This window comes from Enterobacter sp. 186315, assembly GCF_053290175.1.
On the sequence record NZ_JBPTTK010000010.1, the window covers coordinates 101,620 to 119,330 of the forward strand.

Annotated in this window: 13 protein-coding genes; 3 read left to right on the forward strand and 10 right to left on the reverse strand. The window is 58.4% G+C overall.

Annotated elements, in window-relative coordinates:
* Positions 1 to 88 precede the first annotated feature (88 nt).
* Positions 89 to 817, reverse strand: a complete 729-nt coding sequence (trmJ, locus tag ACSVHP_RS13595; protein ID WP_010434012.1) for a tRNA (cytosine(32)/uridine(32)-2'-O)-methyltransferase TrmJ — start codon at positions 815 to 817, stop codon at positions 89 to 91.
* Positions 818 to 947: 130 nt separating this feature from the next.
* Between trmJ and suhB the strand changes: the two genes are divergently transcribed.
* Positions 948 to 1,751, forward strand: coding sequence for an inositol-1-monophosphatase (suhB, locus tag ACSVHP_RS13600; protein ID WP_234671321.1), 804 nt, complete (start codon positions 948 to 950; stop codon positions 1,749 to 1,751).
* 36 nt (positions 1,752 to 1,787) lie between these two features.
* Here the strand turns inward: suhB and ACSVHP_RS13605 are convergent, their stop codons facing one another.
* Positions 1,788 to 2,768 (reverse strand): nickel/cobalt transporter, encoded by a 981-nt coding sequence (locus ACSVHP_RS13605; protein ID WP_447552165.1) that lies wholly within the window; start codon positions 2,766 to 2,768, stop codon positions 1,788 to 1,790.
* Entirely contained in the window at positions 2,759 to 3,397 is a 639-nt protein-coding gene (locus tag ACSVHP_RS13610) for a DUF1007 family protein (protein ID WP_447552166.1), read from the reverse strand. The genes ACSVHP_RS13605 and ACSVHP_RS13610 overlap by 10 nt, the downstream gene beginning before the upstream one ends.
* Positions 3,398 to 3,520: 123 nt before the next feature.
* On the opposite strand from ACSVHP_RS13610, the gene csiE reads away from it, so the two are divergent.
* Positions 3,521 to 4,798, forward strand: coding sequence for a stationary phase inducible protein CsiE (gene csiE, locus ACSVHP_RS13615; RefSeq protein ID WP_447552167.1), 1,278 nt, complete (start codon positions 3,521 to 3,523; stop codon positions 4,796 to 4,798).
* Here csiE and ACSVHP_RS13620 read toward each other — a convergent pair whose 3' ends face one another.
* Positions 4,799 to 5,938, reverse strand: coding sequence for a 3-phenylpropionate MFS transporter (locus ACSVHP_RS13620; protein WP_447552168.1), 1,140 nt, complete (start codon positions 5,936 to 5,938; stop codon positions 4,799 to 4,801). It lies immediately after the preceding gene.
* A gap of 212 nt (positions 5,939 to 6,150) precedes the next feature.
* Positions 6,151 to 7,404: a serine hydroxymethyltransferase gene (glyA, locus tag ACSVHP_RS13625; protein WP_234671337.1), complete on the reverse strand. Its 1,254-nt coding sequence runs from the start codon at positions 7,402 to 7,404 to the stop codon at positions 6,151 to 6,153.
* A 304-nt stretch (positions 7,405 to 7,708) separates the two neighbouring features.
* Here glyA and hmpA point away from each other — a divergent pair, with 304 nt between their 5' ends.
* Entirely contained in the window at positions 7,709 to 8,899 is a 1,191-nt protein-coding gene (gene hmpA, locus ACSVHP_RS13630; protein WP_447552169.1) for an NO-inducible flavohemoprotein, read from the forward strand.
* 434 nt (positions 8,900 to 9,333) lie between these two features.
* Here the strand turns inward: hmpA and glnB are convergent, their stop codons facing one another.
* From glnB to purL, 5 genes are all read right to left on the reverse strand, one after another.
* Positions 9,334 to 9,672 (reverse strand): nitrogen regulatory protein P-II, encoded by a 339-nt coding sequence (gene glnB / locus ACSVHP_RS13635; RefSeq protein WP_003860685.1) that lies wholly within the window; start codon positions 9,670 to 9,672, stop codon positions 9,334 to 9,336.
* 80 nt (positions 9,673 to 9,752) lie between these two features.
* Positions 9,753 to 11,090 carry a two-component system response regulator GlrR gene (gene glrR / locus ACSVHP_RS13640; protein ID WP_234671341.1) on the reverse strand — a complete coding sequence of 446 codons (1,338 nt, stop codon included), beginning with the start codon at positions 11,088 to 11,090 and terminating at the stop codon, positions 9,753 to 9,755.
* Positions 11,087 to 11,848, reverse strand: a complete 762-nt coding sequence (qseG, locus tag ACSVHP_RS13645; protein ID WP_417313268.1) for a two-component system QseEF-associated lipoprotein QseG — start codon at positions 11,846 to 11,848, stop codon at positions 11,087 to 11,089. Before qseG ends, glrR begins: the two co-directional genes overlap by 4 nt.
* On the reverse strand, positions 11,845 to 13,278 hold the full coding sequence (qseE, locus tag ACSVHP_RS13650; RefSeq protein ID WP_234671437.1) for a two component system sensor histidine kinase QseE/GlrK: 1,434 nt from the start codon (positions 13,276 to 13,278) through the stop codon (positions 11,845 to 11,847). The genes qseG and qseE overlap by 4 nt, the downstream gene beginning before the upstream one ends.
* 532 nt (positions 13,279 to 13,810) lie before the next feature.
* Positions 13,811 to 17,698: a phosphoribosylformylglycinamidine synthase gene (gene purL / locus ACSVHP_RS13655; RefSeq protein ID WP_447552170.1), complete on the reverse strand. Its 3,888-nt coding sequence runs from the start codon at positions 17,696 to 17,698 to the stop codon at positions 13,811 to 13,813.
* Between the last annotated feature and the right edge of the window lie 13 nt (positions 17,699 to 17,711).

The window sequence follows — 17,711 nt, forward strand, 5'->3', positions numbered from 1 at the left end:
TGCCGTTTTTGTCGGGTGGCGCTGCGCTTACCCGACCTACGGTTTTGTAGGCCGGGTAAGCGCAGCGCCACCCGGCGAACAGACGACTCTATTCTTTATTCTTCTGCTCAATCGACGCCAGAATACCGCGCAGGATATTCAGCTCCTGGCTTTCCGGACGCGCGCGGGTAAACATGCGGCGCAGCTTGTTCATCACCTGTCCCGGATGGCCCTCGCGGATAAACCCGGTAGAGAGCAGGGTCTGCTCCAGGTGGCCGTAGAAACGCTCCAGATCGTCCACCAGCGGATACGCTGACTCTTCCTGCGGTTCGGTACGCTCTTTTTCCTGCGTTGCCAGCCAGGCCATGCGCACTTCGTAGGCAATGACCTGCACCGCCATCGCCAGGTTCAGGGAGCTGTATTCCGGGTTAGCGGCAATCGCGACGTGATAATGGCACTTTTGCAGTTCGTCGTTAGTCAGGCCAACGCGCTCGCGGCCAAACACCAGCGCAACCGGAGCCTGTTCCGCTTCCGATACGCTTTTCAGACCGCATTCACGCGGGTCGAGCATTGGCCACGGCAGCGTGCGGGAGCGCGCGCTGGTGCCGACAACAAGGCTGCATCCTGCAAGGGCTTCGTCCAGGGTATCAACGATCTGCGCGTTGCCGATAACATCGCTGGCCCCCGCCGCCAGGGCGATGGCCTGAGAGTCAGGTTTTACCAGAGGGTTAACCAGCCACAGGTTGGTTAACCCCATGGTTTTCATGGCGCGGGCGACGGAGCCCATGTTGCCGGTGTGCGATGTTTCTACCAGTACGATTCGAATATTTTGCAGCATAGTTTTTGGCGTCTGAGGTCAGTTTTCAGGAATATTCAGCCATATTATCATAAACGGAAGACATATTCCGAACCCGCTGCTATACTCTGCGCCGATTTTCCCGTTCTTTAAAATCCAGTGAGAGAAACCGATGCATCCGATGCTGACCATCGCCGTGCGCGCAGCGCGCAAGGCGGGTAATGTAATTGCCAAACACTACGAAACACCTGACTCCGTAGAAACCAGCCAGAAAGGCAGCAATGATTTCGTGACTAACGTCGATAAAGCCGCAGAAGCGATTATTATCGAAACAATCCGCAAATCTTACCCGCAGCACACCATCATCACCGAAGAAAGCGGTGAACATGAAGGTACAGACCAGGATGTTCAATGGGTTATCGATCCACTGGATGGCACCACCAACTTCGTCAAACGCCTGCCACACTTCTCTGTATCAATCGCAGTACGCATCAAAGGCCGTACTGAAGTCGCCGTTGTTTACGATCCAATGCGTAACGAACTCTTTACCGCCACCCGCGGTCAGGGCGCACAGCTGAACGGCTACCGCCTGCGTTGCAGCAATGCACGCGATCTGGACGGGACTATCCTGGCGACCGGTTTCCCGTTCAAGGCGAAACAGCACGCGACTACCTACATGAATATCCTCGGCAAACTGTTCACCGAATGCGCGGACTTCCGTCGCACCGGCTCTGCTGCGCTGGATCTGGCGTACGTTGCGACCGGTCGCGTTGACGGTTACTTCGAGCTGGCACTGAAGCCGTGGGACTTTGCTGCGGGCGAGCTGATCGCACGTGAAGCGGGCGCGCTGGTATGTGATTTCACCGGTGGCCACAACTACATGACGACCGGCAACATCGTTGCAGGTAACCCACGCGTTGTGAAAGCCATGCTGGCAAACATGCGTGAAGAACTGAGCGATGCGCTGAAGCGTTAATCCCGGTCATTCCCTCTCCCCGTGGGAGAGGGTTAATTAAAACGGCCGTAATCCCCTTCCCACCGGCACCGCGCTTACCCACATCGTCACCGCCGCGACCAGTAAAATCACCCCGCCCGCCATTGCCAGCGTTGTCCACCCTACCTGCCGCCACAGTACCGGCGTTTTATTGCCGCTGAGTTTGACCGCCAGCTGACGAAAGCTGTGTACCAGCAGCGCCAGAGAAGAGATTGTTAAAGAGGTGCCTGCCGCCATCGCCAGTGCGGAGATCATCCCCCAGCCAAACACGCCGATCACCTTGCTGAACAGCAGCACCATGATCGCCCCCGAACACGGGCGCATCCCCATCGAGAGAATAATCATCAGCCGCGCGCGCCAGTCGTCGCCGTTTTGCAGCTGCTCCTGCGTGGGCAGGTGCTGATGTCCGCAGCCGCAGTGGGCGTCGTGGACGTGATGCGGCGTGAAGGATGTAAACGTTGGTTTTTTCAGCAGAGCGCGCAGCTTTTTCAGGGCGCGCCAGCAGAGGATCAGCCCCAGCACGCCCACCAGCGCGTAGCTCCTCTTCTCCAGCCAGAAGCTGCTCAGATGCAGCTGACGTGCGGGAAGCTGCAACAGCGAGAGCACCACAACCACCAGCCCAATCGCCACCAGCCCCTGCAACAGCGAAGAGGCCAGCGTAAGGCCAATGCTGGACTTCAGCTTTGACGGGTGCGTGGCAAGCCAGGTGGTAATGACGATTTTACCGTGTCCCGGGCCCAGCGCGTGCAGCACGCCGTAAAGGAAGCTGAAGACCAGCAGCGATCCCCCCGCCTGGGCCGGATTTTCCGCCACGGCCTTCAGCAGGCCGCTCATCTGCTGATTGACCTCGCGCTGCCAGACGATGCTTTTCATCATCACCTGCGGCCATGCCTGCCACAGCCAGAGCGCGCCGCAAAGCGCCAGCAGCATAAACGCCGCGAGCGGCCACAGGTGCAGCCAGCGGCGCGGTTTTCGGGTGGTAGAAGCCATTACTGACATTGCAGCGTCACCTCCTGCGCAAACTGTTTCCCCAGCTCCATATCCTCTGGCGGCGCATCGGCTTTATCGAGGGAGACCGCGAAATTGAGCGTTTCTTCGCTGGGCTTCGGCGTATGAACGGAGAGCTTACAGTTTTTTTGCAGCGCGGCGGGCAGCTGCGCGTCGCTATCTTCGGCGTAGCTCATGTCGACGTAATAGGATGGGTCGAAGGTAGAGAAGCGGTAGGTCTGCCCCGCCAGCGGCTGTGGATGCGCAAGCGGTAAAATGAAGGACAGCACCGCCTGGTGCCCGTCACGGGACATGCCGTACTCGGTCGGGCGATTGAGAAACTTCACCTTTTCGCCGTTGTGCCAGAACTCGGTGAAGTAGTGCTGACCCAGCACGTTCGCCATCACCTCTGCCGCCAGTTTTTTCCAGATCTCATCGCCGGGCTTTGCGTTTCCGGCGTCGTAGAGCAGATCCGCCGAGGTGATTTCGTCCATCGTCCAGCGCATTTTGAGGCCGCTGAGCTGCGTGCCATCGGTCACCAGCTCGGTTTTCAGGCTAATGAAGCTGTGAGGATGGGCGTAAGCGGTAAAGCTGAAAACCGCCAAAAATAGCGTCCAGGCGCATTGTTTAACTATTTGCATCAATTCCTCACGTCAAAAATTCTGTGATGTTCGCCAGCATTCCTGAAGGAAAGCCCTCCCGGTGCGCTTTCGCGCGGACATCCTTTAGCTATTCTTATCAGACACACACTGGATACCCGACAGATGATGACGACGCTTGAAAACCCATCTGTGCTTTCCAGTTCGCAGCGCCGCTGCCAGGTGCTTTTGATGCTTTATCTGCCGGATGCCGCCGTCACCGCGCAGAGCATTATTGCGACCAACGGGGTGGACGACGCCATCGCACGGCAAGATATAGCCGAGACACGCGATGAAATCCAGCGCTATCATCGGCTTGATATCATCACGCATCAGGATGGCAGCTACCGAATTGAAGGCACCGCCCTGAACCAGCGGTTATGCCTGCTGCACTGGCTGCGCAGGTCGCTTCGGCTTTGCCCGCATTTTGTCACGCAACAGTTTACCCCGGCGCTGAAAACGGCGCTTAAACGCCAGGGTATCGCCCGCCCGCTTTACGACGACACCAACCTGCGCGCGCTGATCACCTTCTGCTCGCGGCGGCTCGGGCGCAGCTTCGAGTGCCGCGATATCCAGTTTTTACAGCTGTTTTTGCAGTATTGCCTGATCCAGCACCATCAGGGCCTTACGCCACAGTTTTCCCCCGTTCAGCGCAACTGGACCCAGTCGAGGGGGGAGTATTTCACCGCGCAGGAGATTGTCCGCCACTGGAAGCGCCGGGTGCCTCAGGCGCTGCATACGGACGAACAGCTGTTTCTGGCACTGCTGTTTATGATGCTGCGCACCCCCGATCCGGTGATGGATAAGCATCAGCAGGATCAGCGGCTACGGCGCACCATCGTGCGCATGATTGCCCGCTTCCGGGCGCAGACCGGGATGAAATTCAGCGATGAACAGGGGCTGACCGATCAGCTTTATGTTCATCTGGCCCAGGCGCTGGACCGTTCGCTGTTTGATATCGGCATCGACAACAGCCTGCCGGAGGAGATCCACCGTCTGTATCCGCGCCTGCTGCGCACCACCAAAGAGGCGCTGTTCGAGCTGGAAGCCGAGTTTGGCCTGCGTTTTTCCGACGAGGAGATGAGTCTGGTGGCGGTGATTTTCGGTGCCTGGCTGATGCAGGAAACCGACCTGCACGAGAAGCAGGTGGTTTTGTTGACGGGAGAGGATAAAGCCTGTGAAGCGTTGATTGAGCAGCAGCTTCGGGAGCTGACCCTGCTGCCGCTCAATATCCGTTATCTGACGCTACAGGCGTTCCAGAAAGAGGGCGCGCCGCGTGAGGCCGCGCTGGTGATTACGCCGTACCCCACTGCCCTGCCGCTGTTCTCGCCGCCGCTGATCCATGCGGTGGAAGAGCTGAACGCGCAGCAGCAGGAACATATCCGCGCCATGCTGGAATCCTGATTAACCGCGCGCCGCGACTTTCGGGCGCACCACCATCGCGGGCAGCGCCACCAGCGCCATCAACCAGAACACGCCGTGCCCCAGATGCTGGTATAGGAAGCCCGCAAAGACGGTCATCACCGCAATGCTGCCGCCCATCGCCACGGCGGAGTAAACCGCTTGCAGGCGAATGACATCTCCGCCTTCCCGCGCGGCGATGTAGCGCATCGCCGCCAGATGACAGACCGTAAAGGTGCCGCAGTGCAGGATCTGCGCCACGATCAGCCACGGCAGCTCCGTCGTCCAGCCCATAATCCCCCAGCGCACCACGCCGCAGACGGCGGAAAGCAGCAGCAGGTCGCGCGCGCCAAAACGGCGGAACAGCTTCTTGCTGAGCGCAAAGATAATCACCTCAGCGACAACGCCAAGCGACCATAAATAGCCCACCGCAGAGGCGGAATAGCCCGCTCCCTGCCAGTAGATGGCGCTAAAGCCGTAGTAGGCCGCATGCGCCCCCTGAAGCAGACACACGCACGCCAGAAAACGCCAGCTTTGGGCCACCAGCGACCGCCAGGCAGGCCAGCCCGCGCTCTCCTGATGGCGGCTTTCGCCCTGCGGCAGGATCGACGGGCGCAGCAGCATCCCCAGCAGCATGGAGGCGATGCCGACGCTCAGCAGCGCCAGAATGGCGCGGTAATCGTAGAGGCTGACCAGCTTCCCCACCAGCGCAGAGCCGATCACAAAGGCAATCGACCCCCACAGGCGCACGCGGCCATAGTCCATGGTGATCTGCTTTTGCCAGGTGTTCGCCAGCGCATCCGTCAGCGGCACCAGCGGAGAGAAGAACAGGTTAAAGCCGACCATGACGACCATCAGCCAGGCGAACTGGTGGCTGACCCAGAAGCAGGCGACAAAAACCAACGTCAGCAGCGCCAGAATACGCACCGCTTTAATCAGTAAGGAGGGATCGCTGACGCGCGGCGCAATCAGCAGGCTGCCGAGAAAACGTGCCACCAGGCCTGCGCCCAACAGCACGCCGATTGTCTCTGGCGTCAGGCCAATGCCCTTGAGCCACACGCTCCAGAATGGCAGAAATATGCCGTAGCTAAAAAAGTAGGTGAAATAGCTGAGCGCCAGCCAGCGCGTGGAATGCAAGACCATGAATCCCTCCTGAAATCGAGGCGATAGTCTGGCGAGAATAGCGAAATTAAGCAAGTAGATAGCGGGCTATAAATTAACGAAAATTTAACATATCGTGCAGCCGTCTGGCTTATGGCAGGGATAAAATATTTCAGCGGTATTTTGCTCGTTAAACATCAGGCATAAAAAAGGCCGCACGGGGCGGCCTTTCGATGGTCTTTAACGCAGAGGAATTATGCGTATACCGGGAAGCGTGCGCAGATATCCAGAACTTTACCTTTTACGCGCTCGATAACCGCGTCGTCATTGATATTGTCCAGAACGTCACACATCCAGCCAGCCAGCTCTTTCACTTCCGCTTCTTTGAAGCCGCGACGGGTCACAGCCGGAGAACCGATACGGATACCGGAGGTCACAAACGGGCTCTTCGGATCGTTTGGTACGCTGTTTTTGTTCACGGTGATGTTGGCGCGGCCCAGGGCGGCGTCCGCTTCTTTACCGGTCAGGTTCTTATCAACCAGATCCAGCAGGAACAGGTGGTTTTCAGTGCCGCCGGACACCACTTTGTAGCCGCGGTTCAGGAACACTTCCACCATCGCTTTGGCGTTTTTAGCAACCTGCTGCTGGTACACCTTGAACTCAGGCTCCATCGCTTCTTTCAGCGCAACCGCTTTAGCGGCGATAACGTGCATCAGCGGGCCGCCCTGCGCGCTTGGGAACACGGCAGAGTTCAGTTTCTTATACAGATCTTCGTCACCGCCCTTCGCCAGGATCAGACCACCGCGTGGACCTGCCAGGGTTTTGTGGGTGGTGGTGGTCACAACGTGCGCGTGGGGAACCGGGTTAGGGTAGACGCCTGCGGCAATCAGGCCCGCAACGTGCGCCATGTCGACGAACAGGTAAGCGCCGATGCTGTCTGCGATTTCACGCATTTTTGCCCAGTCAACGATGCCGGAGTAAGCGGAGAAACCACCGATGATCATCTTCGGTTTGTGTTCCTGAGCCTGCTTCGCCATGTCGTCGTAGTCAATTTTGCCGGACTCATCGATACCGTAAGGGATGATGTTGTACAGCTTGCCGGAGAAGTTAACCGGGGAGCCGTGAGTCAGGTGGCCGCCCTGCGCCAGGTTCATACCCAGAACGGTATCGCCCGGTTGCAGCAGCGCGGTGTAGACCGCGAAGTTCGCCTGAGAGCCGGAGTGCGGCTGCACGTTCGCGTAGTCGGCGCCAAACAGCTCTTTTGCACGGTCAATCGCCAGTTGTTCAACGATATCAACGTACTCGCAACCGCCGTAGTAGCGTTTGCCTGGGTAACCTTCAGCATATTTGTTGGTCAGCTGAGAACCCTGCGCCTGCATGACGCGCGGGCTGGTGTAGTTCTCGGAGGCGATCAGTTCGATGTGCTCTTCCTGACGTACTTTTTCCTGCTCCATAGCCTGCCACAGTTCGGCATCATAATCGGCAATGTTCATTTCACGCTTTAACATCCGCATCTCCTGACTCAGCTAACAAGTAAATTTTTGCCCTAAAAAGGCAGTCCTGATGGACAACGGGCAACAGTATAACCGAATCGTTCTGTGATAACAGGTCTTGACAAACGATTTTACGCAAACGTTTACCTGCCCGCCACGCAAGGGTTTGACGAATAAAGCCCTCCCCCGTTTCAACGGAATTCTTTTCAGGTTTGTGATGCATATTTTTCACGATGCAAAGAACCATTTACATTGCAGGGGTATTTTTATAAGATGCATTTAAAATGCATCATTAGGATAACAATTGAAGGAAGTTGCTATGTTAGACGCTCAAACCATCGCTACCGTTAAGGCTACCATTCCCCTGCTGGTTGAAACCGGCCCTAAACTCACCGCCCATTTTTACGATCGCATGTTTGCCCATAACCCGGAGTTGAAAGAGATTTTCAACATGAGCAACCAGCGTAACGGCGATCAGCGTGAAGCCCTGTTCAATGCGATTGCGGCCTACGCCAGCAATATTGAAAACCTGGCGGCGCTGCTGCCGGCGGTAGAAAAAATCGCGCAGAAACATACCAGCTTCCAGATCAAACCCGAGCAGTACAATATCGTGGGCGCTCACCTGCTGGCGACGCTGGACGAGATGTTCAGCCCGGGTCAGGAGGTGCTGGACGCGTGGGGTAAAGCCTACGGCGTGCTGGCAAACGTGTTTATCAATCGTGAAGCGCAGATCTACAGCGAGAACGCCAGCAAAAACGGCGGCTGGGAAGGGACTCGCGCCTTCCGCATCGTCGAGAAAACGCCGCGCAGCGCGCTGATAACCAGCTTTGAGTTCGAGCCGGTCGACGGCAAGCCTGTCGCCGACTACCAGCCGGGCCAGTATCTGGGCGTGTGGCTTAAGCCAGAAGGTTTCCCGCATCAGGAAATTCGTCAGTATTCACTGACCCGCAAGCCAGACGGTAAAGGCTATCGCATTGCGGTGAAGCGCGAAGACGGCGGGCAGGTTTCCACCTGGCTGCACAATCATGCGAACGTCGGCGACGTGGTCCATCTTGCTGCCCCGGCGGGTGATTTCTTTATGGCGGTTGAGGCGAATACGCCGGTGACGCTGATTTCGGCGGGTGTCGGTCAAACGCCGATGCTGGCGATGCTCGATACGCTGGCAAAGTCCCACCACAGCGCGCAGGTAAACTGGTTCCACGCGGCGGAAAATTGTGACGTTCATGCCTTCGGGGATGAGGTGAAGGCGCTGGCGGCAACGTTACCACGCTTTACGGCGCATACCTGGTATCGTCAGCCAACGGATGCGGATCGTGCGGCGGCGCGTTTTGACAGCGAAGGGCTGATGGATTTACGCCCGCTCGAAGGGGCGTTTAGCGCACCGGAGATGCAGTTTTACGTGTGCGGCCCGGTGGCGTTTATGCAGTATGCGGCGAAGCAGCTCGTTGAGCTGGGGGTGGATAAAGATAATATCCATTACGAGTGTTTTGGGCCGCATAAGGTTTTGTGATGAAAAAGCCCCTCGTTCGAGGGGCTTTTTTTCGCCGGGTGGCGGCTGCGCCTTACCCGGCCTACATGTTCGAGCTAGTTGTAGGCCGGGTAAGCGTAAGCGCCACCCGGCTTTTTCAAACCGCAGAGAACGTTAAGGGAACGCTAGTCCGGCAGAAAATCGCCGAGGCGTTTCACCGTAGCCGGGTCGACGCGCAGGGATGCGCGGAGAGGGTGCGAGTCACAGGGATGTGACATCGCGCCCGACCCGAAGAGGAGGTGAATAAGCCGAGGGAATCGCGAAGCGACGATTTTCATGGCCGGGAGCCGGGATTGTAAAGGGGGCGCGATAGCCCCCTTTACACGTTCACCGCAGCGGGTGACACAATTAGCAGAGGTGTCATAGTGAACGGAACCATTCCACCTGTTTACAAGAGAAGTTAAACTGCGCGCGACTTAAATCGCCGCATCATCCTCTTCCCCGGTACGAATTCGAATCACTCTCGCCACGTCGAAGACAAAAATCTTCCCGTCGCCGATCTTACCGGTCTGCGCCGTGCGGATAATCGTATCCACGCAGGTATCCACAATATCGTCACTCACCACGATTTCGATTTTCACTTTCGGCAGAAAGTCCACCATGTACTCCGCGCCGCGGTACAGTTCAGTGTGGCCTTTCTGGCGACCAAAACCTTTCACTTCCGTCACCGTCATCCCGGTGATGCCGACTTCTGCCAGCGCTTCACGCACATCGTCCAGTTTGAAAGGTTTAATAATCGCATCAATCTTTTTCATGGTGGGTCCTTAAACTCTTGCCAGTAAGCTGCCTCGTAATCGGTTGCTCACAGTATCATATTCATTCAGATTTTGCGGTACTACTCTTTAAAATCGTTCGCTTCAAGCTCATGCCGCGAGAGCAGTTTATAGAACTCGGTGCGGTTGCGCCCGGCCATACGCGCCGCGTGGGTGACGTTGCCTTTGGTTATCTGCAACAGCTTGCGCAGGTAGTTCAGTTCAAACTGGTTTCGCGCCTCGGCAAAGGTGGGCAGCGCGGTGTTTTCCCCTTCCAGCGCCTGCTCCACCAGCGCGTCGCTGATAACCGGCGATGAGGTCAGCGCCACGCACTGCTCGATAACGTTAACCAGCTGGCGAACGTTCCCCGGCCAGCTGGCGGTCATTAAGCGCTTCATGGCATCAGTGGAAAACGCCCGTACAAACGGCTTGTGACGATCGGCAGACTGGCGCAGAAGATGGTTCGCCAGCAGCGGAATATCTTCCGCGCGCTCGGCCAGCGCGGGGATCTTCAGGTTCACCACGTTCAGACGATAATAAAGATCTTCACGGAACTCGTTCCGCGCCATCACTTTTGGCAGGTCGCGGTGGGTCGCCGAAATAATCCGCACGTTAATGTCGATATCGCGGTTACTGCCGAGCGGGCGCACCTTGCGCTCCTGCAACACGCGCAGCAGTTTAACCTGGAGCGGCGCGGGCATATCCCCGATTTCATCCAGAAACAGCGTGCCGCCCTCCGCCGCCTGGAACAGCCCTTCCCTGCTGCTCACCGCCCCGGTAAAGGCTCCGCGCGCGTGGCCGAACAGTTCGGATTCCAGTAATTGTTCCGGCAGCGCGCCGCAGTTAATGGCGATAAAGGCGTTTTTACTGCGCGGGCTGGCGTTGTGGATAGCCTGGGCGAGGATCTCTTTACCCGTCCCGCTTTGGCCGTTAATCAGCACGCTGACGTCGGACTGCGCCACCATTCGCGCCTGTTCGAGCAGGCGCAGCATAATCGGGCTGCGGGTGACGATGGATTCGCGCCAGGCCTCATCGCCCGACGGCGCAGCGTGTTCAAGGGCGCTGTCGATCGCCTTATAGAGCGCGTCTTTATCCACCGGTTTGGTGAGAAAGCTGAACACCCCCTGCTGGGTCGCCGCCACCGCGTCCGGGATAGAGCCGTGGGCGGTAAGGATGATCACCGGCATTCCCGGCTGCTGCTTCTGGATCTCGCTAAAAAGCTGCATCCCGTCCATCTCGTCCATGCGCAGGTCGCTGATCACCAGGTCAATCTTCTCGCGATTGAGCACCTTCAGCCCTTCCTGCCCGCTTTCGGCGGTGACCACGCTGTAGCCTTCGCTGACCAGGCGCATCCCCAGCAGCTTGAGCAGTCCCGGATCGTCGTCCACCAGCAGGAGATGGGCAGGTTTGCGGCTTGTCATGGCTTCACATCCTCTTGTTTCTGCGTGTCGCTGTCCGGGTCCGACGAGGTGGATGGCGGATTCCCCTTCGAGCCATCCGGCAGGTAGTTGCCCGCCGGCTTACGCGTTGAGAGCTGTCTTTCGATATCGGTCAGGTTTTCCAGCTTGCGCGTGGTGGTATCAAGCTGCGCGCGCAAGGAGTCGTGCTGCTGGCGAAGCGTATCCAGCTCGGCATCGGTGGTTTGCTGGAGCTTGCTGTAGCGAGAGCGCTCTTCCGCCAGCTGAAGCTGCTGCACCTGCCCGTCACGCCAGAGCTGATACACCGGGCGCACCTGCCCCGGAATATTTGCGGCAAGCAGATCCAGACGCGCGGTATTGGCGCGACGCTCAACGGGGGTAATTTTGGCATCCGCCAGCAAAATGGCCCGCTTGAACAGCGCCTGCCAGGTATCGTCATTTAACATCGCGGCCTGGGCGCGCGCGGTGGCGGGCGAAAGCCGCTGCGAACAGTCGATGCCGCGCAGCCAGAACAGCGGGTTCGCTTCAACGTCGTGCCCCGATAAGTTCCAGATATCGTCGCAGCGGGTGGTCAGGAAATCGGCCAGCTGATTTTCAGGCCAGGTGGCCTCTTTTTTATCTTCGATTGCACTTTTGGGTGCATGGGAAACACAGCCTGCCAGCAGAATACAGGGCAGACTCAGGCGTAATTTTTTGCTGGAAAACACCGCGCGCGCGGCGCGAAAAAAGACGTGTGACATACTCACCAGACATAGATTCATTTTATTGATTTTTCCGGCTCAAGAGGCAGTTCAATGCGGAAGCAGACGTCTGAGCGATCGTCACTGGCGATATGGAGCTCACCCTGCATCCGTCGTATGCAGTCGCGGGCAATGCTCAGCCCCAGACCGCTTCCTTTTACCGCCCCTTTTCGCTGATGGCTTCCCTGGAAGAAGGGTTCAAAAATCATCGCCTTTTCTTCATCAGGGATCGGGGTTCCCGTATTGGCTACATCAATTAGCACCCGTGAGCCATTCGTATAGCTACGGATATAAATGTTACCGGATTCAGTACCATAGTGCACCGCATTGGAATAAAGATTATCCAGCACGCTCATCAGCAGCATCGGCTCGGCAAGGCAGGCCGACTCGCTGAGATCCACTTCGGTATGCATCATTTTAGCTCGTGCTGGCAGGCTATGGGCGGAGATCACCATATCGACCAGCGGTTCAATCTCGACCCTCTCCAGCGCCACCGCGCCGTCTGCAAGCTTACGGTTGTAGTCCAGCAGCTGTTCAATGAGCTTTTGCAGATTGCGGCTGCTGGCATCGAGAATATCGACAATTTCTTTTTGTTCGACGGTGAGCGGCCCGGCCACCTCGTCCGCCAGCAGCTCGGTCCCTTCACGCATGCTGGCAAGCGGGGTTTTAAGCTCGTGGGAGATGTGGCGCAGGAACTGATGACGCTGAGACTCCAGCCAGGCCAGACGCTCTGAAAGCCAGATAATCCGCTGCCCGACCGAACGCAGCTCGCGCGGCCCTTTAAAGGCTACCGTATCGCCAAGGGATTTCCCCTCGCCCAGGCGGTTGATCATTCGCTGAATGCCCTTCACCGGGCCGATGATCATGCGGGTAAAGAGTAAGACCAGCCCGAGGCTGACTAAAAACAGCACCAGCGCCTGCCAGCCGAAGAACTGACCGCGCTCGGCGATTTCCTGTTGCAGCTGTTGCCCGCGGGAGAAGACCACCGTTCGCGTGGCCTGCACCATCTCGGTATTGGCGTTGGCGAAGGCTTCAAGACGCGCGGCGGCGGCGGTATCCGGGCCGCTGTTTTTACACTGAAGCTGGGCCAGATCGTTCAGATCCTGGCGCAGCGCCTGATAAAGCTTGTCGTCCGGCAGCACGCCCGCGTGGGCGTCGAGCATTTCGCTGTAGCGCTTGCGCTGATTTTGATAGACCTTTTCCAGGGTGCTGTCGTCCAGCACGCAGTACTGACGATAGCTGCGCTCCATCTCCAGCGCGGCGTTGGTCATCGCTTCGCTGCGCCGGGCGTCGATAAGCGTGGTCCGGTTGGTCAGCGCCGCCTGCGCGCTGAGCGCGTTAAGGCTTTGCCACGCCTGCCACGCCAGCACCAGCAGAGGGAGCAGGATCAGCAGGAACGCCATCATCACGAGCTGTCGCAATGAGCGAGGGAAAAGGGACCAGCGTTTCAACACATTACTCTCTTCATGTGGGTTTCAGGAGAGCGTAGCGAGTCTGCCCTTCAGATACAACAAAGCCGGGTAAAAACCCGGCTTTGTTATGGAATGAGGCGGTGCCTTACTCGACGTTTCGCCCTGGCCTGATAAGCAATGCTTTTATCAGTAGTTGGACGGCAGGCACCTGTTTGTGCGTCATTCGAAGTTTATGTAGCGCGTCCCGAAGGGGCTGACATAAGAAGGTGAATGAGCCACTGCTTATTATTATGCAACACCCGTGCCAGATTGCAAATAAATAAATTATGCCACTGATAAATAAGGTGTTTTAATGAAAAACAGAATCATTAGGCTCTGAATGATTTTTGCGCTAACTGTCGCTAATTAGCAACACCTTATCGGGAACGTTTTCCATCCCATAAAAATCAATAACTTATATGTCTCCAATTGACGACAGCGATGTTAAGGGAATGTCGCGATTTTGCGACAGATACAAAAAAGCCCGGCGTCGCGTACGCTTGCCGGGCCTGGAAGGGAAATTTAGGTGAAATTATCCCAGCTGTTTACGCGCGTTGCGGAAGATACGCATCCACGGGCTGTCCTCGCCCCAGTTTTCCGGGTGCCAGGAGTTGCTTACGGTACGGAACACGCGCTCCGGGTGCGGCATCATGATCGTCACGCGGCCGTTTTCAGTGGTCACCGCCGTAATGCCGTTCGCCGAGCCGTTCGGGTTCGCCGGGTAGGTCTGGGTGACTTTGCCGAAGTTATCGACAAAGCGCAGCGCCACCAGGCCTTTGCTTTCCAGCTCGGCCAGGTGCGCGGCGTTGCGCACTTCAATCTGGCCTTCGCCGTGGGAAACCGCAATCGGCATCTGCGAGCCGACCATCCCCTGCAACAGCAGAGAAGGGCTTTGCGTCACTTCAACCAGGCTGAAACGCGCTTCGAAGCGGTCGGACTGGTTACGCACAAAGCGCGGCCAGGCGCCGCTGCCCGGGATCAGCTCGCGCAGGTTAGACATCATCTGACAGCCGTTACACACGCCCAGCGCCAGCGTCTGCGGACGGTGGAAGAAAGTTTCGAACTCGTCGCGCACGCGGTTGTTGAAGAGGATGGACTTCGCCCAGCCCTCGCCCGCCCCCAGCACGTCGCCGTAGGAGAAACCGCCGCAGGCCACCAGCGCCTGGAAATCTTCCAGACCGGTACGCCCGGCCAGCAGGTCGCTCATGTGAACGTCGATAGCGTCAAAGCCCGCGCGGTGGAACGCCGCCGCCATCTCAACGTGGGAGTTGACGCCCTGCTCGCGCAGTACGGCCACTTTTGGACGCGCGCCGGTCGCGATGTACGGTGCGGCAATGTCTTCGTTGATGTCGAAGGAGAGCTTCACGTTCAGGCCCGGATCGTTGTCGTTGGCCTTTGCGTCATGTTCCTGGTCGGCACATTCCGGGTTATCACGCAGACGCTGCATCTGCCAGGTGGTTTCTGCCCACCACATACGCAGCGTGGTGCGGCTTTCGCTGAACACCGCATGGCCGTCGGCTTCAATCACAAAGCGATCGCCCTGCACCGCTTTACCAAGATAATGCACACAGTCCGCCAGACCGTGCTGCGCCAGCACCGCTTCAACCGCGTCACGGTCTTCTGCGCGCACCTGAATAACCGCGCCCAGCTCTTCGTTAAACAGCGCCGCCAGACGATCGTCACCGAGCGTCGCAATGTTGGCTTCCACGCCGCAGTGGCCGGTGAAGGCCATCTCTGCCAGCGTGACCAGCAGGCCGCCGTCGGAACGGTCGTGGTAGGCCAGCAGCTTACGCTGCGCAACCAGCGCCTGAACGGCATCGTAGAAACCTTTTAACTGCGCCACGTCGCGCACGTCGGCAGGCTTGTCGCCCAGCTGGCGGTAAACCTGCGCCAGCGCGGTGGCACCGAGCGCGTTATGGCCTTTGCCGAGGTCAATTAGCAGCAGGGCATTATCGTCGGTGGACAGCTGCGGCGTAATGGTGTGACGCACGTCTTCCACGCGCGCAAAGGCGGTGATCACTAACGACAGCGGCGAGGTCATTTCGCGCTGCTCGCTGCCTTCCTGCCAGCGGGTTTTCATCGACATGGAGTCTTTACCCACCGGAATGGTCAGGCCGAGCGCAGGACAGAGCTCTTCGCCCACCGCTTTGACCGCTTCATACAGGCCCGCGTCTTCACCAGGGTGACCGGCTGCGGCCATCCAGTTTGCGGAGAGCTTAATGCGTTTGATATCGCCAATCTGCGTGGCGGCGATGTTGGTCAGCGCTTCGCCCACGGCCAGACGGGCCGAGGCCGCGAAGTCCAGCAGCGCCACCGGGGTACGTTCGCCGAGCGCCATCGCTTCGCCGTAGTAGCTGTCGAGGCTCGCGGTAGTAACGGCGCAGTTTGCCACCGGGATCTGCCACGGGCCGACCATCTGGTCGCGCGACACCATGCCGGTCACGGTACGGTCGCCGATGGTCACGAGGAAGGTTTTCTCCGCCACGGCAGGCAGGTGCAGCACGCGGTTTACCGCGTCGGCCACGGTAATGTCCTGACGATCCAGCGCCTTGCCCGCCGCTTTGCGGGTCTGCACGTCGCGGGTCATCTTCGGCGTTTTGCCGAGCAGCACGTCCAGCGGCAGATCGATAGGCTGGTTGTCGAAATGGGTATCGCTTAAGGAGAGATGCTGCTCTTCGGTGGCTTCACCAATCACCGCATACGGCGCGCGCTCGCGGCGGCACAGCTCGTCAAACAGCGGCAGCTGATCGGCGGCCACCGCCAGCACGTAGCGCTCCTGGGATTCGTTACACCAGATCTCCAGCGGGCTCATTCCCGGCTCGTCGCTCAGGATATCGCGCAGGTTGAAACGCCCGCCGCGACCGCCATCGCTCACCAGCTCCGGCATGGCGTTAGACAGACCGCCCGCGCCCACGTCGTGAATAAAGAGGATTGGGTTAGCGTCGCCCAGCTGCCAGCAGCGGTCGATCACTTCCTGGCAGCGACGCTCCATTTCCGGGTTGTCGCGCTGTACGGAAGCAAAATCAAGATCCGCATCGGACTGGCCGGATGCCATAGAAGACGCCGCCCCGCCGCCCAGACCAATGTTCATCGCCGGGCCGCCGAGGACGATCAGCTTCGCGCCCACCACGATCTCGCCTTTCTGCACGTGATCGGCGCGGATGTTGCCGATCCCGCCCGCCAGCATGATCGGCTTATGGTAGCCGCGCAGCTCTTCGCCGTTGTGGCTCTCAACCTTCTCTTCGTAGGTACGGAAATAGCCGTTCAGCGCAGGGCGACCAAATTCGTTGTTGAACGCCGCGCCGCCCAGCGGGCCGTCGGTCATGATATCCAGCGCGGTGACAATGCGCTCCGGCTTGCCGAAGTCCTCTTCCCACGGCTGCTCAAAGCCCGGGATACGCAGGTTGGATACGGAGAAGCCCACCAGCCCGGCCTTTGGCTTCGCGCCGCGTCCGGTTGCCCCTTCGTCACGGATTTCACCGCCGGAGCCGGTCGCCGCACCCGGCCACGGCGAGATCGCCGTCGGGTGGTTATGGGTTTCGACCTTCATCAGGATATGCGCAGGCTCCTGATGGAAGTCATAGCGCCCCGCTTCGCGATCGGCGAAGAAGCGGCCCACTTCGGAGCCTTCCATTACCGCGGCGTTGTCTTTATAGGCCGACAGCACGTGGTCAGGGGTCTGTTCCATGGTGTTTTTGATCATCTTGAACAGCGACTTCGGCTGCTGTTCGCCGTCGATAATCCAGTCGGCGTTGAAAATCTTGTGGCGGCAGTGCTCGGAGTTAGCCTGCGCAAACATGTAGAGTTCGATGTCGTTCGGGTTGCGGTTGAGCTTAACGAACGCGTCGTGCAGATAGTCGATTTCGTCTTCCGCCAGCGCCAGACCCAGACGCAGGTTGGCGTCGATCAGCGCCTGACGGCCCTGCCCCAGCAGATCCACGCTCTGTACCGGCGCAGGCTGATGGTGCGAGAAGAGCTTCTGCGCGTCGTCCAGAGAGGTAAACACGCTCTCCATCATGCGATCGTGCAGCGCTGCGGCCACCGTCTGCCACTGTTCAGCGGTCAGGGTCGAGGCTTCAACGTAATAGGCGACGCCGCGCTCCAGACGGGTAATCTGGTTCAGGCCGCAGTTGTGGGCGATGTCGGTGGCTTTGGAAGACCAGGGGGAGATGGTGCCAGGGCGCGGCGTGGCCAGAATCAGTTTGCCGATCGGCGTATGGCTGCTCAGGCTTGGGCCATACTTGAGAAGGCGTTCAAGCTGTACGCGTTCCTCTGCATTCAGGGGAGCATTCAGGTCAGCAAAATGGACATACTCAGCGTAAATATTGCTTACCGGAAGGTCGGCTGCCTGAAAACGTGCCAGCAGTTTGTTGATACGGAAGGCAGACAGTGCAGGCGAACCACGCAGAATTTCCATCATAAGTCTCTCGTCT